Genomic DNA, 16,853 nt, shown 5'->3' on the forward strand with positions numbered 1-16,853 from the left:
ATTTCCGCATTCGCGTCGCCATCGCCGGCGTCGGCAACTGCGCCAGCTCACTCGTGCAGGGCATCGAGTACTACCGCGACGCCGACCCCAACGACACCGTGCCCGGGCTCATGCATGTCGATCTCGGCGGCTACCACGTCCGCGATGTCGAGTTCGTGACCGCCTTCGACGTCGATGCAGCCAAGGTCGGCACCGATCTGGGCAAGGCGATCTTCGCGGGCCAGAACAACACCATCCGTTTCTCGGCGGTGGGCGAGCTGGGCGTGCAGGTGCTGCGCGGACCCACGTTCGACGGCCTCGGCAAGTACTACCGCGAGATCATCGAGGAGTCGCCCGCCGAACCGGTCGACGTCGCCGCCGAGCTGCAGCGGGTGCGGGCCGACGTGCTGGTGTCGTACCTGCCCGTCGGCTCCGAGGTGGCCCAGAAGCACTACGCCCAGGCGTGCCTCGACGCGGGTGTGGCGTTCGTGAACGCGATCCCCGTGTTCATCGCGTCCGACCCCGAGTGGGCCCGCCGCTTCACCGAAGCGGGTGTCCCGATCGTGGGCGACGACATCAAGAGCCAGGTGGGCGCCACCATCGTGCACCGCCTGCTGGCCCGCCTGTTCGAGGACCGTGGGCTCGTGCTCGACCGCACCTACCAGCTCAACGTGGGCGGCAACATGGACTTCAAGAACATGCTCGAGCGTGAGCGCCTCGAGTCGAAGAAGATCTCGAAGACGCAGTCCGTCACCAGCCAGATCGACAACGGCATCGCAGCCGACGACGTCCACATCGGGCCGTCCGACCACGTCGCCTGGCTCGACGACCGCAAGTGGGCGTACATCCGGCTCGAGGGACGCAACTTCGGCGACGTGCCGCTCAACGTCGAGCTCAAGCTCGAGGTGTGGGACTCGCCGAACTCCGCGGGTGTCATCATCGACGCGGTCCGCTGCGCCAAGATCGCCAAGGACCGAGGCATCGGTGGGCCGCTGCTCGGACCGTCCGCGTACTTCATGAAGAGCCCGCCGGTGCAGTACCACGACGACGACGCGCACCGCATGGTCGAGGAGTTCGCCGCGGGCTGAGCCCGTACGGCGCCTGCTGCTCGAGGGCGAGGGAGGCACGCGAGCGTCCCGTCGCGGCAAGATGCCCCCGTGCCTACCGACAAAGCCGTGCCCACCGACAACGGCGCTGCATGGGACAAGTACTCAGCCGCGTACCAGGCTGCGGTTCGTCTCTCGACCGACGTCGCCCACTACGGGCCCGACATCGCGACCGAGGCGGAGCTCCGACTGCTCGGCCACCTTCGAGGGAAGCGCGTGCTCGAGCTCGGCTGCGGTGGCGCTCAGACCTCGATCGCGTTCGCCAAGCAGGGCGCGCACGCCATCGGCGTCGATGCGTCGGGCGAGCAGCTCGGGTTCGCTCGCCGGCTCTGCGAACGCGAGGGCGTGAAGGTCGAGCTGCACCACGGTGACCTCGCCGACCTCGCCTTCCTGCGGGCCGACAGCATCGACCTCGTGTTCTCGGCCGGGGCCTTCGGCTTCGTGGACGACCTCAACCGCGTCTTCCGCCAGGTGCACCGCGTGCTCCGGCGGGGGGCGCCCTTCGTCTTCTCGCTTCCCCACCCCGCCTGGCGCCTCGTCGACCCTGACGACGAAGGGCCGCTGCTGGTGCGCCGCTCCTACTTCGACCGGTCGCCGATCGACCGCGAGATCGACGGCATCGCCTTCACCGACCACCACCACACGGTCGGCGACATCTTCGCCGGCCTCACGCGCACGAACTTCCGCGTCGACACCGTGCTCGAGCCCGAGCCGCTGACGGGCGGTCCCCGCAGCCCGCTCTGGCGCGATGCGTTCCGGCTGGTGCCGCGCACCCTCGTCGTGCGGGCGCGCAAGGAGGGGACCTAAGGCCGCGCCGCGTCGCCCTGCGCCGCCCACCATTCGTCGAGGCGGCGGTAGGCCTCCTCCTCGCCGAGCGGACCGTCCTCGAGGCGCAGCTCCAGCAAGAACGCGAGCGCCCTTCCGACGGACGGCCCCGGGCCGATCCCGAGGTGGGCCATCACCTGACGACCGTCGAGCTCGGGGCGGACCGCGGCGAGCTCCTCCCGCTCACGCAGCTCCTCGATGCGGGCCTCCAGCAGGTCCATGCGCTCCGAGAGCACGTGGGCCCTCGCCTTGTTCCGCGTGGTGCAGTCGGCCCGCGTGAGCACGTTCAACCGATCGAGCAACGGGCCCGCGTCGCGTGCGTAGCGTCGCACCGCGCTGTCGGTCCACCCACCGTCGCCCTCGTGGTACCCATGGAACCGCAGGTGCAGCTCGACCAGACGCGTGACGTCGGCAACGTCGTCGTTGGAGTAGCGCAGCGCCTGCATCCGCTCGCGCGCCATGCGCGCGCCGACCACCTCGTGGTGATGGAACGTCACACCGTTGGGACCGAACGAGCGGGTCTTGGGTTTGCCGATGTCGTGCAGCAGGGCCGCGAGCCGCAGGACGCGATCGCGCGGCGTCCGCTCGACGACCGCGACCGTGTGCGCCAGCACGTCCTTGTGCCGGTGGATGGGATCCTGCTCGAGCCCGAGCGCGGGCAGCTCGGGCAGGAACTCCTCGGCCAGGCCGGTGTCGACGAGGAACCAGAGGCCGGGGCCGGGCTCCTCGACCACGAGCAGCTTGTCGAGCTCGGCCCGGATGCGCTCCGCCGAGACGATCTCGAGCCGCGCCCTCATCGCGCTGACGGCCGCGCTGAGGGCCGGCACGGGCTTCAACCGGTAGCCCGCGATGAAGCGTGCCGCACGCAGCATGCGCAGCGGGTCGTCCTCGAACGACTCCTCCGGGGTGAGCGGTGTGCGAAGGCGTTGCGCCGCCAGATCGGTCAGGCCGTCGAAGGGATCGATGAGCTCCAGTCCGGGGAGCGTGAGGGCCATGGCATTGATCGTGAAGTCGCGCCGGGCCAGGTCGGCCTCGACCGCGTCGGCGAACCTCACGTCGGGCTTGCGCGACTCGGGCCGGTACGCCTCGTCCCGATGGGTCGTGATCTCGAAGAGCTGTCCGTCCTTGCGGGCGCCGACCGTGCCGAAGCGCTTGCCCTGCAACCACAACGCGTCGGCCCAGCCCCCGACGATGGCCTCGGTCTCCTCGGGCCGCGCGTCGGTCGTGAAGTCCCATTCGGGCCGCTCCCGGCCCAGGATCGCGTCGCGAACCGCACCGCCCACGAGGTAGAGCTTCTTGCCGGCGGCCTCGAATCGCTCCGCGATGGCGCGCGTCTCGTCGAGCAGCGGCGCGAGCCTGTCGGGGACCACACCCGCAGGCTACCGGGGTGCGATGGCGCGCCGACTGCGGTTCGGGCGACGTCGGTCAGTACGTGGTGGAGAGCCCGGCCTGCTGGAGGGCGATGCGGAAGTCGTGCGGATGCGACGACACGCCCATCGCGTCACGGAGCGAAACGAGGCCGTTCTTGTAGAGGCCGAACAGGCTCTGGTCGAACGTCTGCATCCCGTAGTACTCGCCGTCGGCGATGATGTCCTCGATCGTCTCCTGACCCTCGGGGTCGACGATGCGATCGAAGATCCGCCCCGTCATCACGAGGGTCTCGGTTGCGGGCACGCGGCCCTTGCCGTCAGCGCGCTCGAGCAGGCGCTGGCTGACCACGCCGCGCAGCGACGACGCCAGCGTGAGCCTCACCTGCTTCTGCTGGAACGGCGGGAAGAAGTCGACGATCCGGTTGACGGTCTCGGTGGCGTTGGTGGTGTGCAGGGTGGACAGCACGAGGTGGCCGGTCTCGGCCGCGGCCAGAGCCGCCCAGACCGTCTCCGGGTCGCGCATCTCGCCGATGAAGATGACGTCGGGGTCCTGGCGCAGCACCCTCTTCATCGCCTGGGCGTAGTCGCGCGTGTCACTGCCGATCTCGCGCTGGTTGATGATGGCCTTCTTGTCGTGGTGCAGGACCTCGATCGGATCCTCGATGGTGACGACGTTGACCGCCTTGACCTCGTTGATGTGGTCGATCATGGCGGCGATGGTCGTCGTCTTTCCGGCACCGGTGGGTCCCGTGACAAGCACCATGCCCCGCGGCTCTTCGGCCAGCCGCGCCGCGACCGATGGCAGCCCCAGCGCCTCGAACGACGGCGTGCCTGGGAGCACGCGGCGGAACACGAGGCCGACCGATCCGCGCTGGCGGAAGACGTTGACGCGGAAACGGCCCAGCCCCGAGACGCTGTAGGCGAAGTCCGCCTCCGACATCGTCATGAACTCGTCCGCCCGCTCCTTCGGCATGATCGCGAAGGCCATCCGCTCGGTGTCGGCGGGCGTGACGCTGTCGAACGAAGTCGGCTGCAGATGGCCGTCGACACGCACGTACGGCGCGGATGCCACCTTCACGTGCAGGTCGGAGCCCCGCTGCTCCATCAGGTAACGCAGCAGCTCGTTCAGATCCAGCACGACCTGATCCTTTCCGCGGTCGTCACGCTGGACGTATCGGCCTAACCCGAGCGCAACCTGAGCGCGGCGTCGACCACGGCGCGCCCCGCCCCGCCTGCGGTGGCCGCCTCGGGCCGGTAGTCGTCGCCCGCCAGCGCAGCCACGCACGCGCCGGCCGAGAGCGCGAGCGCTTCCAGGTCGTAACCACCCTCGAGGAACGCCACCACCCGCCCGCGCGCCACCAGGGGGAGCAGGCGCCGCGTCAGGTCGGCGTAGTCACCCGCCGCCAGGCCCAGACCGGTGAGCGGGTCGGCGCGGTGCGCGTCGAAGCCGGCCGAGACGAGCAGCCAGGTCGGCGTGAAGGCTTCCGCCAGGGGGACGACCAGCTCGTCGACGGCCGCCAGGTAGGTGTCGCCGGTCGTGCCCGCGGGGAACGGGAAGTTGACGGTGCACCCGTCGCCCTCGCCGGTACCGGTCTCGTCCAGGCGTCCGGTGCCGGGATAGAGGGGGAACTCGTGCATCGAGACGTAGAGGACGCGTGGGTCGCCGTAGAAGCAGTCCTGGGTGCCGTTCCCGTGGTGCGCGTCCCAGTCCACGATCAACACCCGCTCGCCCCGGTCGGCGAGCGCGGCCGCCGTCACCGCGACGTTGTTGAGCAGGCAGAAGCCCATCGCCCGGTTCGGCGTGGCGTGATGGCCCGGCGGGCGCACCGCGCAGAAGGCGGCGTCGGCCTCGCCGCGCTCGAGGCGCTCGACCGCATCGAGGCCCGCTCCTGCCGCGAGCAGGGCCGCGTCCCACGACTCGGGCCCGGCCGAGGTGTCGGGGTCGAGGTGGCCGCCCCCGCTGAGGCAGAAGCGCCGGAGCGCGGCGACGAAGTCGGGCGTGTGCGCACCCTCGATCTCGGACTGGGTCGCCGGGCGCGGCGAGACGGAGACGATCGCGTCGCCGACGCCGGCGTCGGCGATTCCCTGGAGCACGGCTTCGAGGCGGGCCGGGCGCTCCGGATGGCCCGGCCCGGTGTCGTGGTGCAGGTAGCTCGCATGCGTCTCGAGCAGGATCGTCACGCGTCGAGCGTACCGGCGTGCCCGTCTTGCGAGAGCGCCGGTCATTATCCTCGGGCCACGTGACCGCGTCCTCCCCACCCGGGCGCGTAACCGCCTCCGTCGGCGTCATCGAATGGGGTCGCGAGCGCGCGCGGGCCGTCCCCTGGCGAAGCGACGCCCGCACCGCGCTCCTCCTGTGCCTGCCCGACACGCCGACGCCGTCCCCCGGCTTCATCCAGCGCTGCCTCGACCGGCTCGCGGGCGAGGGGTACACGACGGTCATCACTGGCGCCCTCGCCCCGCAGGAGCAGCAGCCGTTCCTCGCCGCCGGGTTCGACGAGCACGAGCGCCTCCACCTGCTGGGCCACGACCTCGCCGACCTCGCGGACCGCCCCCGCCGGCCGACTCTGCGCAGGGGCCGGAAGGCCGACCGCGGCCCCGCCCTCGCCGTCGACGCGGTCGCGTTCGACCCGTTCTGGCGGCTCGACTGCGCCGGCCTGAAGGACGCCATCGACGCCACCCCCGCGACCCGGTTCCGCGTCGCCGGCCGCGACGCCCGACTCTGCGCGTACGCGGTGAGCGGTCGGTCGGAGCGACACGGCTACCTCCAGCGTCTCGCGGTCGATCCCGCCCACCAGCGCAGTGGCCTCGGCCGCGCCCTTGCCCTCGACGCGCTCCATTGGATGCGGCGCCACGGCGTCGCGAGGGCGGTCGTGAACACCCAGCTCGACAACCACGCGGCCCTCGAGCTCTACCGCGGCCTGGGCTTCCGTCTAGATCGCGACGGTCTGGCCGTTCTCCGCCACGAGCTGCAGCAGTGAGGCTGCGGATCGCCGCGGCCCTCGTGCTGAGCCTGGTCTCGCTCGGCGCGGCGTCGGGCCCGGCCGGCCCCGGAGGCCACCCGCAGGGCGCGGCGGCGGTCGCGCCGACGGGCGCGCTGTCGCTCGTCGACCAGAGCGCGTTCGTGCGGGCGGGCGAGAACCTCGTCCTCTGCGTCCGCGTCTCGGGCGTGGCCGACCCGTCCCAGGTGGAGCTCGCGGTCTTCACGTACTCGCGGCTCCTGAACCGCACCAACTTCCTGCATACGCTCGACGGCAAGAGCCTCGGCAAGCAGCTCGGGTTCGTGCGCGTTCCCCTCGAGCGCGTGCAGGTCGGGGGCTGTGGCGCCGACTCGTTCTTCCTCAGCGTGCCGCCGCCGGAAAGCGCGAGCGGCGGCGTCTACCCGGTTCGGGTGGAGCTGCGCGGGACGGGCGACACGACGGCGGTGATCAGCAGCTTCGTGACCCACCTCGTCTACGTGGCATCGCTGCCGGTGACGCAGCCGATCAAGGTCGCGGTCGTGCTGCCGGTCCACGACGCACCCGCGTTGCAGCCGGGCGGCGCCCGCCATCTCGGGCACCTCGACGACATCCGGGCGCTGGCCGGGGCGCTCGAGTCGGTGGCCGACGTGCCCGTCGTGCTCGACCCCACGCCGGAGACCCTCGACGCGCTCACCGTGAGCGCCACCGGAAGAGAGGCGCTGGCTTCATTGCGCAACGCCGTGCGCGGCCGTCAGGTCCTGGCCGGGCCCTACGTCCCGGTCGACATGCCGGCCCTGCTGGACGCGCGGCTGGGCGACGAAGCCGGCGCCCAGCTGACAGCCGGCTCCGACGTCGTGGCCCAGCGTCTGCTCGCAGAGGGACAACGCCCCGACCCCCGCACGTGGGTGGCGCGCGACCCGATCGACCAGGGGTCGCTCGCAGACCTCCGCGGTCGGGGCTTCGACCGGCTGGTGCTGCCGGCCGCCAACCTCTCGCCCCTCCGCGACGGCCTCGACGCCGCCAACCGGGCGCGGCCGTTCACGATCGAGGCCCGGCCGGGGAGCAGGCAGACCGCGTTCGTCGCCGACCCCGATCTGAGCGCCCACTTCGTCGACGGCGGCGACGATGTGCTGCATGCCCATCAACTGCTCGCCGATCTCGCGTTCATCTACTTCGAGGTGCCGAACGAACCCACCGGCGGGCGCGGCGTCGTCGCGGTGGCGCCGCGGTCGTGGCGTCCGACGGGCGCGTTCCTCCGTGCGCTCCTGCTGGGGTTGCGCGCCAATCCCGTCGTGAGCGCGACGACCCTCGATGGGCTGTTCACCAGCGTGCCCGCCGGAGTCGACCGGAGGAAGCCACTCGAGCGGACGCTGGTCCCGTCGCCCCGGCCCGCGCCGTACCCGGCGCACGCCCTGAACGCGGCCCGCGCCCGGCTGGACGGCTTTGCGAGCGTCGTCGGCCGGGAGAACCCGCTTCCCGACCGGCTGAGCAACCGGCTGCTCGTCTCACAGTCGGTCGAGCTGCGCACGAGCCGGCGGGCCGCCTACCTCTACGCCGTCAACGCGACGATCAAGGACCAGATGGCTCGGATCAAGCTGCCCACCGGCCGCACGATCACGCTGACCGCACGCGAGGGAGAGATCCCGATCAGCTTCCGCAACGAGACCGGCTACCCCGTCCACATCCAGGTGCGCATAAAGAGCGAGAAGCTCATCCTCCGCGCCAGTGACCGCGTCCGACCCCTCGACCTGTCGCGGCTCAACACGACGGCGCGCTTCCCCGTCAAGGCGCGCACCTCTGGCGACACCGGCCTCAACATCGTGGTCGTGTCGCCCGACGGCACCCTGCAGATAGCCAACACGCTCCTCACCGTGCGTTCGACCGCCGCGTCCGGCGTCGGCATCGTGCTCTCTGCGGGCGCGGCTCTGTTCCTCGTCGTCTGGTGGGGTCGCGACTTCCGGCGCGGACGGAGGGCCCGTCGCCTGGTCCCCGAGTGACCAGCGCGTGACCGAAGTCGTCGCGGAGCCGCCGACCGACGACACGGCACGCCTGTCGCGCGCCACCATCGGCATGACGGCGGGGACGCTGCTCTCGCGGGTCACCGGGTTCGGCCGCATCGTGGCGCTCGCGTACGCGCTGGGGCTGGGCTCGCGCGCGCGGCTCGCGGACACCTACAACCTCGCCAACACGACACCCAACATCGTCTACGACCTCTTGCTCGGGGGCATCCTCTCGGCGTTCATCGTCCCCGTCTTCGTCGACCACCTGACCCGCCCCGGCGCGAACGCGGACGAGGCGGCAGACGACGAGGGATGGACGGCCATCTCCGCCATCGTCACCGCCGCGGTGACGTTCCTGCTCGTGATGTCGGTGCTGTTCGTCGTGGCGGCGCCGTGGGTGTTCCGCATCTACACGGTCGGCCGCCGGGGTGCGGCGACGGGCGACCAGATCGCCGTCGGCACGTTCCTGCTGCGCTGCTTCGCGCCCCAGGTGCTGTTCTACGGCGCCACTGCGCTCTTCACCGCGTTGCTCAACGCCCGGCGCCGCTTCTTCTGGCCCATGGCCGCGCCGGTGCTCAACAACCTCGTCGTGATCGGCGTCCTGCTCGCCGTGCCCCATCTCAACCGCAGCCTGGCCCTCGCCGCGGCGCGCCACGACTCGGGCCTGCTCCTCTGGCTCGGCCTCGGGACGACCGCCGGCGTGGCCGCGCAGGCGCTCGTGCTCTGGCCGCTGTTGAAGGGCGCCGGCGTGCATCTCCGCTTCGTCTGGGCGCCCCGGCACCCCGCCATCCGGCGCGTGCTCCGGCTCGCGGGATGGACGCTCGGCTACGTCGTCGCCAACCAGGTCTCGTTCTGGGTGGCTCTCGTGCTCGCCAACCGCGAGCCGGGTGACGTCTCCGCCTACGCCTACGCATACGTGTTCTTCCAGCTGCCCTACGGCGTGCTCGCGGTGTCGATCCTCACCGCGCTCGTGCCCGACCTAGCCGAGCGCTGGTCGACCGGCAACCGCGACGGCTACCGCGATCGCCTCTCGCTGGGCCTGCGCGCCGTCGCGCTGGTCATGCTCCCTGCGGCCGCCGGCTACGCCCTCCTGGCGCGGCCCATCCTCACCCTGCTCCTACGGCACGGCGCCGCGGCCGACGTCGGCACCGCCTCCGACGTGCTCGCGCTCTTCGCGCTCGGACTGCCCGCCTTCAGCGCCTACCTCCTCTTCATGCGCGGCTTCACCGCCACCCAGGACACCCGCACGCCGTTTCTCATCAACTGCATCCAGAACGTGCTCACCATCGCCTTCGACCTCGCCCTCTACCCGGCGCTCGGCGTGCAGGGCCTCGCGCTCGGCTTCACCCTCGCCTATGCGCTCGGCGCCGCCCTCGCCGCGTTGGCGTTGCGCCGTCGCGCCGGCGGGCTCGACGGGCCCTCGGTGTGGGCGTCCGTTGGACGCATGGCGCTCGCCACCGCAGTGATGGCCGGCGTGGTCTGGGCGGTCTCGCGCGCCTTGTCCGACGTCGACGCCGGCGGGGAGCTCCTGCAGGTCACGGGGGCCGTTGTCGCCGGTGTTACCGTTTATCTCCTGGCAGCCAGGGCGATGAGAGTGCGCGAGCTCGATGTGCTGACCCGGGTGGTTCCGCGGTCGCGACGCTCCAGATGATCGTCAAGGGACTCGTCAAGATCGTCGCCGCCATCGCGATCGCGGGCTTCGCGTTGATCGAGCTCGGCTCGCCGCTGTGGACCAAGGCGCAGCTCGACAGCACCGCCCACAACGCCGCGAGCGACGCGGCGTACGCTTTCGGCCGCACGAACGACCGGGAACAGGCCTACCAAGCCGCCCTCGACGACACCAACGGCGACGGCGCCAAGCTCGACGAGTTCTTCGTCGACGACGCCGGTGTGGTGCACGTCACTGTTTCCAAGCGTGCGAAGTCGTACCTTCTACACAATTTCAAGAAGACCCGGGGCTGGTACGAGGTGCACCTCCGCGCCACGGCCCAGCCTGCGAGCCGATGAGCCGATAAGGAGCGCCCATGCCCGGAGTGCGCGTCGTCACCGACAGCAGCTGCGATCTTCCGAACGATCTGGCCGTCGAGCTCGACATCGACATCGTGCCGCTGACGATCCGGTTCGGAGATGACGAGTTCGTCGACCGGCGAGATCTCTCGCCCAAGCAGTTCTGGGCCCGGTGCGGCACGTCCCCCGTGCTCCCGGAGACGGCGGCGCCGTCGGCCGGCGCCTTCGAGGAGGCCTTCCGCGCGGCCAAGGCCGCCGGCGCCGAGGGAGTCGTGTGCATCAACCTCTCCTCCAAGCTCTCGGCCACGTACCAGGCCGCGCAGATGGCGGCGAACACGTTGCAGGGCGAGGTCCCCGTGCGGGTGGTCGACTCGCTGTCGGTCACCATGGGCCTCGGCAACATCGCGATCGCCGCCGCCAGGCTCGCTGCCGCGGGCAAGAGTCTCGACGACGTCGCCGGCGCGGCCGAGGACCTGAGCCGCCGCACGCGCGTGCTCGGCACCCTCGACACGCTCGAGAACCTGAAGAAGGGTGGGCGCATCGGTGGGGCCAAGGCCATGCTCGGCTCCATGCTGTCGCTCAAGCCGGTGATCTGGGTCGTCGACGGCCTCGTCGAGGAGGAGTCGAAGCAACGCACACGCTCGCGTGCGCTGCGTTACCTCGTCGACAAGGTGGCCGAGCAGGCGACGCAAGGCATCGAGGACCTCGCGGTGATGCACGGCGACGCGCCCGATCTCGACGAGTTCCTCGACATGCTCGACGCGCACTTCCCCCGTGAGGACATCGTGATCGGCGACATCGGCGCCGTCATCGGCACCCACGCGGGGCCGCGCGTGATGGGCGTGGCCTACCACACGACCGCCTGACCCACCCGCCTGGAGACGACCCCCACCCATCGGTACGGTGACCTGGTGCCCGACGCCGCCGCGCCCATCGCCGCTGAGAGCGTCCTCGGCGGGCGCTACCGCCTCGTCCGGCTCATCGCGGGCGGCGGCATGGCACAGGTGTGGGAGGCGCACGACGAGATCCTCGCCCGTTCCGTCGCGGTCAAGGTGCTCCATCCCCACCTGGCCGACGACACCGCGTTCCTCGAGCGCTTCCGCCGCGAGGCGGTGGCAGCTGCCCGGCTGTCGCATCCCAACGTCGTCGCGATCTTCGACACCGGCGTCGACGGCAGCCTCGCGTACATCGTCATGGAGCTGGTGCGGGGCAGGACGTTGCGCGAGCTGCTCGCCGCCCGGGGCGCGCTCGGCCCGGCGCGGGCGGTGCAGATCGCGGCACAGACCGCCGACGCGCTCGACTACGCGCACGGCCAGGGCATCGTCCATCGCGACGTCAAGCCCGCCAACGTCCTGATCGCCGACGACGGCAGGGTCAAGGTCGCCGACTTCGGCATCGCCAAAGCCGCCTCGACCGTGTTCGGGAGCAACGCCGACCTCACCCAGACGGGCGCGATCGTGGGCACCGCGAAGTACCTGTCCCCGGAGCAGGTGAACGGCGAGCCGCAGGATCGGCGGGCCGACGTCTACTCACTCGGTGTCGTGCTCTACGAGATGCTTTGCGGCCGGCCGCCCTTCACCGGCGACACCGAGCTCGCGGTCGCCATGAAGCACGTGCGGGTCGCGCCGGTTGCTCCGCGCCAGGTGCGTGCCGGCATCCCCCGGCCGCTCGAGGCCGTCGTGCTCAAGGCGATGGCGAAGGCGCCCTCCGACCGCTTCGACACCGCGGGCGACATGCGCGCCGCACTCTCGATGATCGACCTCGTCGACGACGACGCCACCGCCATGGTGACGCGCGACCCGACACCGCCCGAAGGGATCGCGCCGACGTTCGCGCAGACCGAGCGCTCGTGGATGATTCCCGTCGTCGTCATCGTGCTCATCGCCCTCGCGCTCGGCACCGTCGGCGTGCTGTTCGCCCGCAACGACAACGTGCGCAGCTTCCTCAACCCGTCCAAGCGCCCGGCGTCGGGCAGCTCGACCACCCCGGTCAAGCTCGTCGGCGCGCGGGCGTTCGATCCCCTCGGCGGCGGCAGCGAGCACGACGAGCAGGCCGGCAACGTCATCGACGGAAACCCGGCCACTGCCTGGACCACCGAGCGCTACGCGACCCGACGCTTCGGAAACCTCAAGCCGGGAGTCGGCATCGCCATCCAGCTCGATCGCGCCGAGAAGCTGGCCCAGGTGCAGGTCTCCTCGCCCACGAAGGGCTACGCGGTCGAGGTGTACGTGGCCGACGCCTTCCAACCGACGCTCGCGGGCTGGGGTCGCCCGGTCGACGCGAAGTCGGGCATCGACGGCGACACCACCTTCGACCTGAAGGGCACGCGTGGGGCCGCGGTGCTGATCTGGATCACCGACCTCGGCGAGACGCGCGTGACGCAGATCGACGACGTGCGCGTCTCCACCTGAGCCGCGTCGGTACGCTCGTCACATTGCCGACGACCGCGACGACACGGCGCTGGTCCGCGCCGCCCGCAGCGGCGACCGCCAGGCCCTCGAAGACCTCCTGCGGCGCCACCATGACCGCCTGCATGCCCTGTGCCGGCGGCTCACCGGCAACGACGCGGACGCCCTCGACGCCACCCAGGAGGCGCTCATCGCCGTGGCGCGGGGACTCGACCGCTTCGACGAGCGGTCCTCCTTCAAGACGTGGGCCTACCGGGTCGCCACCAACGCTGCGCTCGACGAGCTGCGCCGGCGCCGGCGCCGGCCCGAGCCGGGCCTGCCGGTCGCGGCCCTGACGTCGCTCGGCACGGACGCGGCGCTCGACCAGGCCGTCGCCACCCGCCTCGATGTCGACGCCGCGCTCGCTCGCCTGCCCGCCGAGTTCCGGGCCCCCGTGGTGCTCCGCGACCTCTGCACGCTCTCCTACGACGAGATCGCCCACGTACTCGAGATCCCGCCCGGCACGGTGCGGTCGCGCATCGCCCGCGGCCGTGCCGCGCTCGCCGACATGCTGCGTGACGACGTGCCACCGGACACTCGCGGGAACCCATCGGGCGCCGCCAACCGTCCAAACCCTGCCCATGAGTGACCTGCACCCCGACGACGAAGCCTTGAGCGCTCATCTCGACGGCGAGGAGCCGCAGGTGCGCGTCCACGTCGAGAGCTGCACTGCGTGCACGGCGCGGCTGGCGGAGCTGCGCCGGGTCCGCGCCGCGGTCGGCGCCCCCGTGACACCTCCCCCCGCCTGGCAACGCGACGCGACGATCGCTCGCGCGCTCGACGCCGTCGGTCACCCTCGCGGCGCGCGACGCGCCCGAGCCGGCATCGCGGCCGCGATCCTGCTCGTGCTCGGCGCCGCGATCGGGCTCTCACAGCTGTCGCACTCGGCGAAGCGCGACGCGCTGAAGACGACCGGGGCCGCGCGTGGCACCGAGGCGGGAGCCGCGGCACCGTCGACGACCGCCATCGCCGCGACGGACCTCGGCGACCTTGGGGCGCTGAGCGACACCGCGGCCCTCCGCGCGCGGGTCCAGCCCATCGTGGCGCGGCTCGACGCCGGCGTGCCCGGCGCACCGAATGCCGCCGCACCCAAAGCCGCGGGCACGGTCCGCGAGTCGGCACAGACGGGGCGGCAGTTCGGGACGGGCGACAGCGCGGGACGGCGATGCGTGGACGCGGCACGAGCACTCGATCCCGCCAACGTCAGCCCCGCGGCCGCGGGCACCGCGACCTGGCAGGGAACACCTGCGGAGGTGCTGGTGTATGCGGTGGCCGGACGGCCCGGCGCGGCGCGGGTCTACGTCCTCGCGCAGGCGGACTGTCGGGTGTTGGAGTTCCAGTCGTACGCGCCCTGAGAGCAGTTGTCCGGAACAACGCGACGGGTAGGCTCTCGCGCCATGCCCACCAACGTCGAGGCCCGGGTCCCATCGGCACCGGCCGCGAACGACGAGGCCGACTGGACGGTACAGACGGCCGACACCATCGACCGCGTCGTCACGACGATCCGCACCAAGACCTCCGAGCCGCTCGTGGGGTTGGCCCGGTGGGTCGTGTTCGGCCTCCTCGCCGCGTTGGTGGGCACGATGGCGCTGGTTCTGGTCGCCATCGGTGCCGTGCGCGCGCTGGTCGTCTACCTCCCGTTCGGTGACAACCGGGTGTGGGCGGCCCATCTCATCGTCGGCGGCATATTCGTCTTCGCCGGGCTGTTGCTCTTCCGCATGGCGCGTCCGCGTGAGGCGCGCTGACCGCCGGGAGGCACGTGTCCGACGCTCGCAACGTGATCATCATCGGTTCGGGGCCGGCGGGGCTGACGGCCGCTATCTACACGGCCCGGGCCAACCTCCAACCCCTCGTGATCGAGGGCGAGCTGTCGTCGAGCAGTGACCAGCCCGGCGGCCAGCTCATGCTGACGACCGAGGTCGAGAACTACCCGGGGTTCATCGACGGCGTGATGGGGCCCGAGCTGATGGGCTCGTTCCGCGCCCAGGCCGAGCGCTTCGGCGCGGAGTACCTCACGGCCAAGGTCACCAAGGTCGACCTCTCGGCCCGACCCTTCGGGGTGTGGGTGGGCGCCGACGAGTACCGCGCCCGTGCGGTCATCGTGTCGACCGGCGCGCGCGCGCTGATGCTCGGGCTCGAACACGAGCTCCCGTTGATCGGGCACGGGGTCTCGACGTGCGCCACGTGCGACGGCTTCTTCTTCCGCGGCCAGGAGATCGCGGTCGTCGGGGGCGGCGATTCGGCACTGGAAGAGGCGATCTTCCTCACCAAGTTCGCGCACAAGGTCACGGTGATCCACCGGCGCGACAGCCTGCGCGCCTCGAAGATCATGCAGGAACGGGCGTTCAAGAACGACAAGATCGAGTTCCTCTGGGACCACGTCGCCGTCGAGCTGTTGGGCGGCACCAAGCTCACGGGCGCGCGCGTGAGACACGTCACGACGGGCGAGGAGTCGATCCTGCCGGTCACCGGTCTCTTCGTCGCGATCGGCCATGTGCCGAACACCGACCTCTTCCGCGGCCAGCTCGACATGGAGACCACCGGCTACCTGCGCACGCACGACGGAACCAAGACCAACGTCGAGGGCGTCTTCGCGTGTGGCGACGTGCAGGACCATGTCTACCGTCAAGCCGTCACCGCCGCGGGCTCGGGCTGCATGGCCGCGATCGACGCCGAGCGCTGGCTGGAAGCGCATGAGTGACACCGGCGGCACTAATGAGAGTTGTTCTCATTCTCGATTGAGGCCGAGGAATGCAGTCGATTGGTTCCTTGTTCTGACAACCCGACGGGTACGATCCCGCAGTTCACCAGGAGGCGACAGGAGCGATGGCCGACGGCATCACTGAACTAACCGACAGCACGTTCGACGAAGAGGTCAACGGCGCTGAGGCGTTGGTGTTGGTGGACTTCTGGGCCGAGTGGTGCGGGCCGTGCAAGCTCATCGCGCCCGTCCTGTCTGAGCTCGCCAACGAGCACCCCGACACGCTCCGGGTGGTGAAGGTGAACGTCGACGACAGCCCCGATGTGGCCCGCCGGTTCGAGATCATGAGCATCCCCACCCTCATGTTGTTCAAGGACGGCGTGGCCAAGAAGCGGCTCATCGGGGCCAAGGGCAAGCAGCAACTGCTTCAGGAGCTCCAGGAATTCCTGTAAGCCCGTTGCTGCGCCGCGGCCACGTCGGCGAACCGATCCGCGACCTCCAGGCGCGGTTGGCGGGCGTCGGGATCGACACCGCCCCCGACCGGCCGGGGCTCTTCGGCGAGGGCACCGAAGCCGCGGTGCGAGCGTTCCAGCAGGCTCGGGGCCTGCACGTGGACGGCATCTGTGGGCCACAGACCTGGGGCTCGTTGGTGGAGGCGGGTTACCGCGCCGGCGACCGGCTGCTCTACCACGCCTCGCCCCCGCTGCGGGGCGACGACATCGCGGCGTTGCAACGGCGGTTGGGCGCGCTCGGTTTCGACGCCGGACGCGTCGACGGCATCTTCGGCGAGCGCACGCAGCGGGCCCTCATCGACTTCCAGCGCAACGCGGGCCTCACCACCGACGCGGTGTGCGGGCCCGCGGCATGGGAGAGCCTCGATCGCCTCGGCTCACACGCGGACGACCCTGAGCCGGTCGTCGGCGTCCGGGAGCGTGAGGCGCTGCGCCAGTCACCGCGGACCCTGCTGGGCCGCCGCATCGTGATCGGCGACGCGGGCGGGCTGAGCGCGCTCGCCGACGCCGTGCGACGGGCGCTGGCCGAGCGGGGGGCGCTCGCGCTCGTCGTGGAGCATCCTGACGGCTCCGCCCAGGCCGAGCAGGCCAACGGCATGGAGGCCCACGTCTATCTCGGCCTCGTCTCCACCGAGGGTGAGTGCGCGATCGCCTACTACGGCGCCCATGGATTCGAGTCGCCCGGTGGTCGCCACCTGGCCGAGGCGCTGAGCCGAGAGCTCGGGCCCGTGCTCCCGGGCGGCGCCCCCGCCATCACGGGGATGGCGTTGCCGGTCCTGCGCGAGACGCGCATGCCCGCGGTGGTCTGTGAGCTCGGGCCCCCGTGGCCCTTCGTGGTGAAGGGAAGGTCGCTCGCGCAGGCGGTCGGGCGGGCCATGGACGCCTGGGTGAACGCGTTCGACCGGGTCTGACCCCACGTCGTCCACAAGCTCGCGCACAGGCTGTG

General features: G+C 71.3%; 17 protein-coding genes. 14 read left to right on the top strand and 3 right to left on the bottom strand.

The window, feature by feature from the left end; genetic code table 11:
• Positions 1–8: 8 nt before the first annotated feature.
• Complete coding sequence (locus E6G06_04775; GenBank protein ID TML92784.1) at positions 9–1,067, top strand: inositol-3-phosphate synthase; 1,059 nt, start codon at positions 9–11, stop codon at positions 1,065–1,067.
• Positions 1,068–1,136: 69 nt separating this feature from the next.
• Complete coding sequence (locus E6G06_04780) at positions 1,137–1,892, top strand: class I SAM-dependent methyltransferase (protein TML92710.1); 756 nt, start codon at positions 1,137–1,139, stop codon at positions 1,890–1,892.
• Here E6G06_04780 and E6G06_04785 read toward each other — a convergent pair.
• From E6G06_04785 to E6G06_04795, 3 genes are all read right to left on the bottom strand, one after another.
• On the bottom strand, positions 1,889–3,280 hold the full coding sequence (locus tag E6G06_04785) for a CCA tRNA nucleotidyltransferase (protein TML92711.1): 1,392 nt from the start codon (positions 3,278–3,280) through the stop codon (positions 1,889–1,891). The genes E6G06_04780 and E6G06_04785 overlap by 4 nt on opposite strands.
• A 55-nt stretch (positions 3,281–3,335) precedes the next feature.
• Positions 3,336–4,385, bottom strand: a complete 1,050-nt coding sequence (locus E6G06_04790; protein TML92785.1) for a PilT/PilU family type 4a pilus ATPase — start codon at positions 4,383–4,385, stop codon at positions 3,336–3,338.
• A gap of 74 nt (positions 4,386–4,459) precedes the next feature.
• Positions 4,460–5,506 carry a histone deacetylase gene (locus E6G06_04795; protein ID TML92712.1) on the bottom strand — a complete coding sequence of 349 codons (1,047 nt, stop codon included), beginning with the start codon at positions 5,504–5,506 and terminating at the stop codon, positions 4,460–4,462.
• Between E6G06_04795 and E6G06_04800 the strand changes: the two genes are divergently transcribed.
• From E6G06_04800 to E6G06_04855, 12 genes are all read left to right on the top strand, one after another.
• Entirely contained in the window at positions 5,479–6,261 is a 783-nt protein-coding gene (locus tag E6G06_04800; protein ID TML92713.1) for a GNAT family N-acetyltransferase, read from the top strand. The two genes, E6G06_04795 and E6G06_04800, sit on opposite strands and share 28 nt — an antisense overlap.
• Positions 6,258–8,237 carry a hypothetical protein gene (locus E6G06_04805; protein ID TML92714.1) on the top strand — a complete coding sequence of 660 codons (1,980 nt, stop codon included), beginning with the start codon at positions 6,258–6,260 and terminating at the stop codon, positions 8,235–8,237. The genes E6G06_04800 and E6G06_04805 overlap by 4 nt, the downstream gene beginning before the upstream one ends.
• 7 nt (positions 8,238–8,244) lie before the next feature.
• Complete coding sequence (gene murJ, locus E6G06_04810) at positions 8,245–9,891, top strand: murein biosynthesis integral membrane protein MurJ (GenBank protein TML92715.1); 1,647 nt, start codon at positions 8,245–8,247, stop codon at positions 9,889–9,891.
• Entirely contained in the window at positions 9,888–10,247 is a 360-nt protein-coding gene (locus E6G06_04815) for a hypothetical protein (GenBank protein TML92716.1), read from the top strand. The genes murJ and E6G06_04815 overlap by 4 nt, the downstream gene beginning before the upstream one ends.
• Positions 10,248–10,264: 17 nt before the next feature.
• Positions 10,265–11,113: a DegV family protein gene (locus E6G06_04820; GenBank protein ID TML92717.1), complete on the top strand. Its 849-nt coding sequence runs from the start codon at positions 10,265–10,267 to the stop codon at positions 11,111–11,113.
• A 45-nt stretch (positions 11,114–11,158) separates the two neighbouring features.
• The gene (locus E6G06_04825) at positions 11,159–12,658 is read left to right on the top strand and encodes a serine/threonine protein kinase (GenBank protein ID TML92718.1); all 1,500 of its coding nucleotides are present in this window, start codon (positions 11,159–11,161) and stop codon (positions 12,656–12,658) included.
• A 22-nt stretch (positions 12,659–12,680) separates the two neighbouring features.
• The gene (locus E6G06_04830) at positions 12,681–13,283 is read left to right on the top strand and encodes a sigma-70 family RNA polymerase sigma factor (protein ID TML92719.1); all 603 of its coding nucleotides are present in this window, start codon (positions 12,681–12,683) and stop codon (positions 13,281–13,283) included.
• The gene (locus E6G06_04835; protein ID TML92720.1) at positions 13,276–14,049 is read left to right on the top strand and encodes a hypothetical protein; all 774 of its coding nucleotides are present in this window, start codon (positions 13,276–13,278) and stop codon (positions 14,047–14,049) included. Before E6G06_04830 ends, E6G06_04835 begins: the two co-directional genes overlap by 8 nt.
• 42 nt (positions 14,050–14,091) lie before the next feature.
• On the top strand, positions 14,092–14,439 hold the full coding sequence (locus E6G06_04840) for a hypothetical protein (GenBank protein ID TML92721.1): 348 nt from the start codon (positions 14,092–14,094) through the stop codon (positions 14,437–14,439).
• 14 nt (positions 14,440–14,453) lie between these two features.
• Positions 14,454–15,395, top strand: coding sequence for a thioredoxin-disulfide reductase (trxB, locus tag E6G06_04845; protein TML92722.1), 942 nt, complete (start codon positions 14,454–14,456; stop codon positions 15,393–15,395).
• A 125-nt stretch (positions 15,396–15,520) separates the two neighbouring features.
• The gene (gene trxA / locus E6G06_04850; GenBank protein TML92723.1) at positions 15,521–15,847 is read left to right on the top strand and encodes a thioredoxin; all 327 of its coding nucleotides are present in this window, start codon (positions 15,521–15,523) and stop codon (positions 15,845–15,847) included.
• Between the two features lie 5 nt (positions 15,848–15,852).
• A complete protein-coding gene (locus tag E6G06_04855; GenBank protein TML92724.1) occupies positions 15,853–16,818 on the top strand; it encodes a hypothetical protein in 966 nt (321 codons plus the stop codon).
• Positions 16,819–16,853 lie beyond the last annotated feature (35 nt).

It is taken from the genome of Actinomycetota bacterium (genome assembly GCA_005888325.1).
GTDB lineage: Bacteria > Actinomycetota > Acidimicrobiia > Acidimicrobiales > AC-14 > AC-14.

Excerpts from the sequence above, each read along its gene's own strand:
- E6G06_04815 (TML92716.1), top strand. The coding sequence starts at position 9,888 with ATGATCGTCAAGGGACTCGTCAAGATCGTCGCCGCCATCGCGATCGCG.
- E6G06_04835 (TML92720.1), top strand. The coding sequence starts at position 13,276 with ATGAGTGACCTGCACCCCGACGACGAAGCCTTGAGCGCTCATCTCGAC.
- E6G06_04790 (TML92785.1), bottom strand. The coding sequence starts at position 4,385 with ATGGAGCAGCGGGGCTCCGACCTGCACGTGAAGGTGGCATCCGCGCCG.
- E6G06_04820 (TML92717.1), top strand. The coding sequence starts at position 10,265 with ATGCCCGGAGTGCGCGTCGTCACCGACAGCAGCTGCGATCTTCCGAAC.
- E6G06_04840 (TML92721.1), top strand. The coding sequence starts at position 14,092 with ATGCCCACCAACGTCGAGGCCCGGGTCCCATCGGCACCGGCCGCGAAC.
- trxA (TML92723.1), top strand. The coding sequence starts at position 15,521 with ATGGCCGACGGCATCACTGAACTAACCGACAGCACGTTCGACGAAGAG.
- E6G06_04795 (TML92712.1), bottom strand. The coding sequence starts at position 5,506 with ATGACCGGCGCTCTCGCAAGACGGGCACGCCGGTACGCTCGACGCGTG.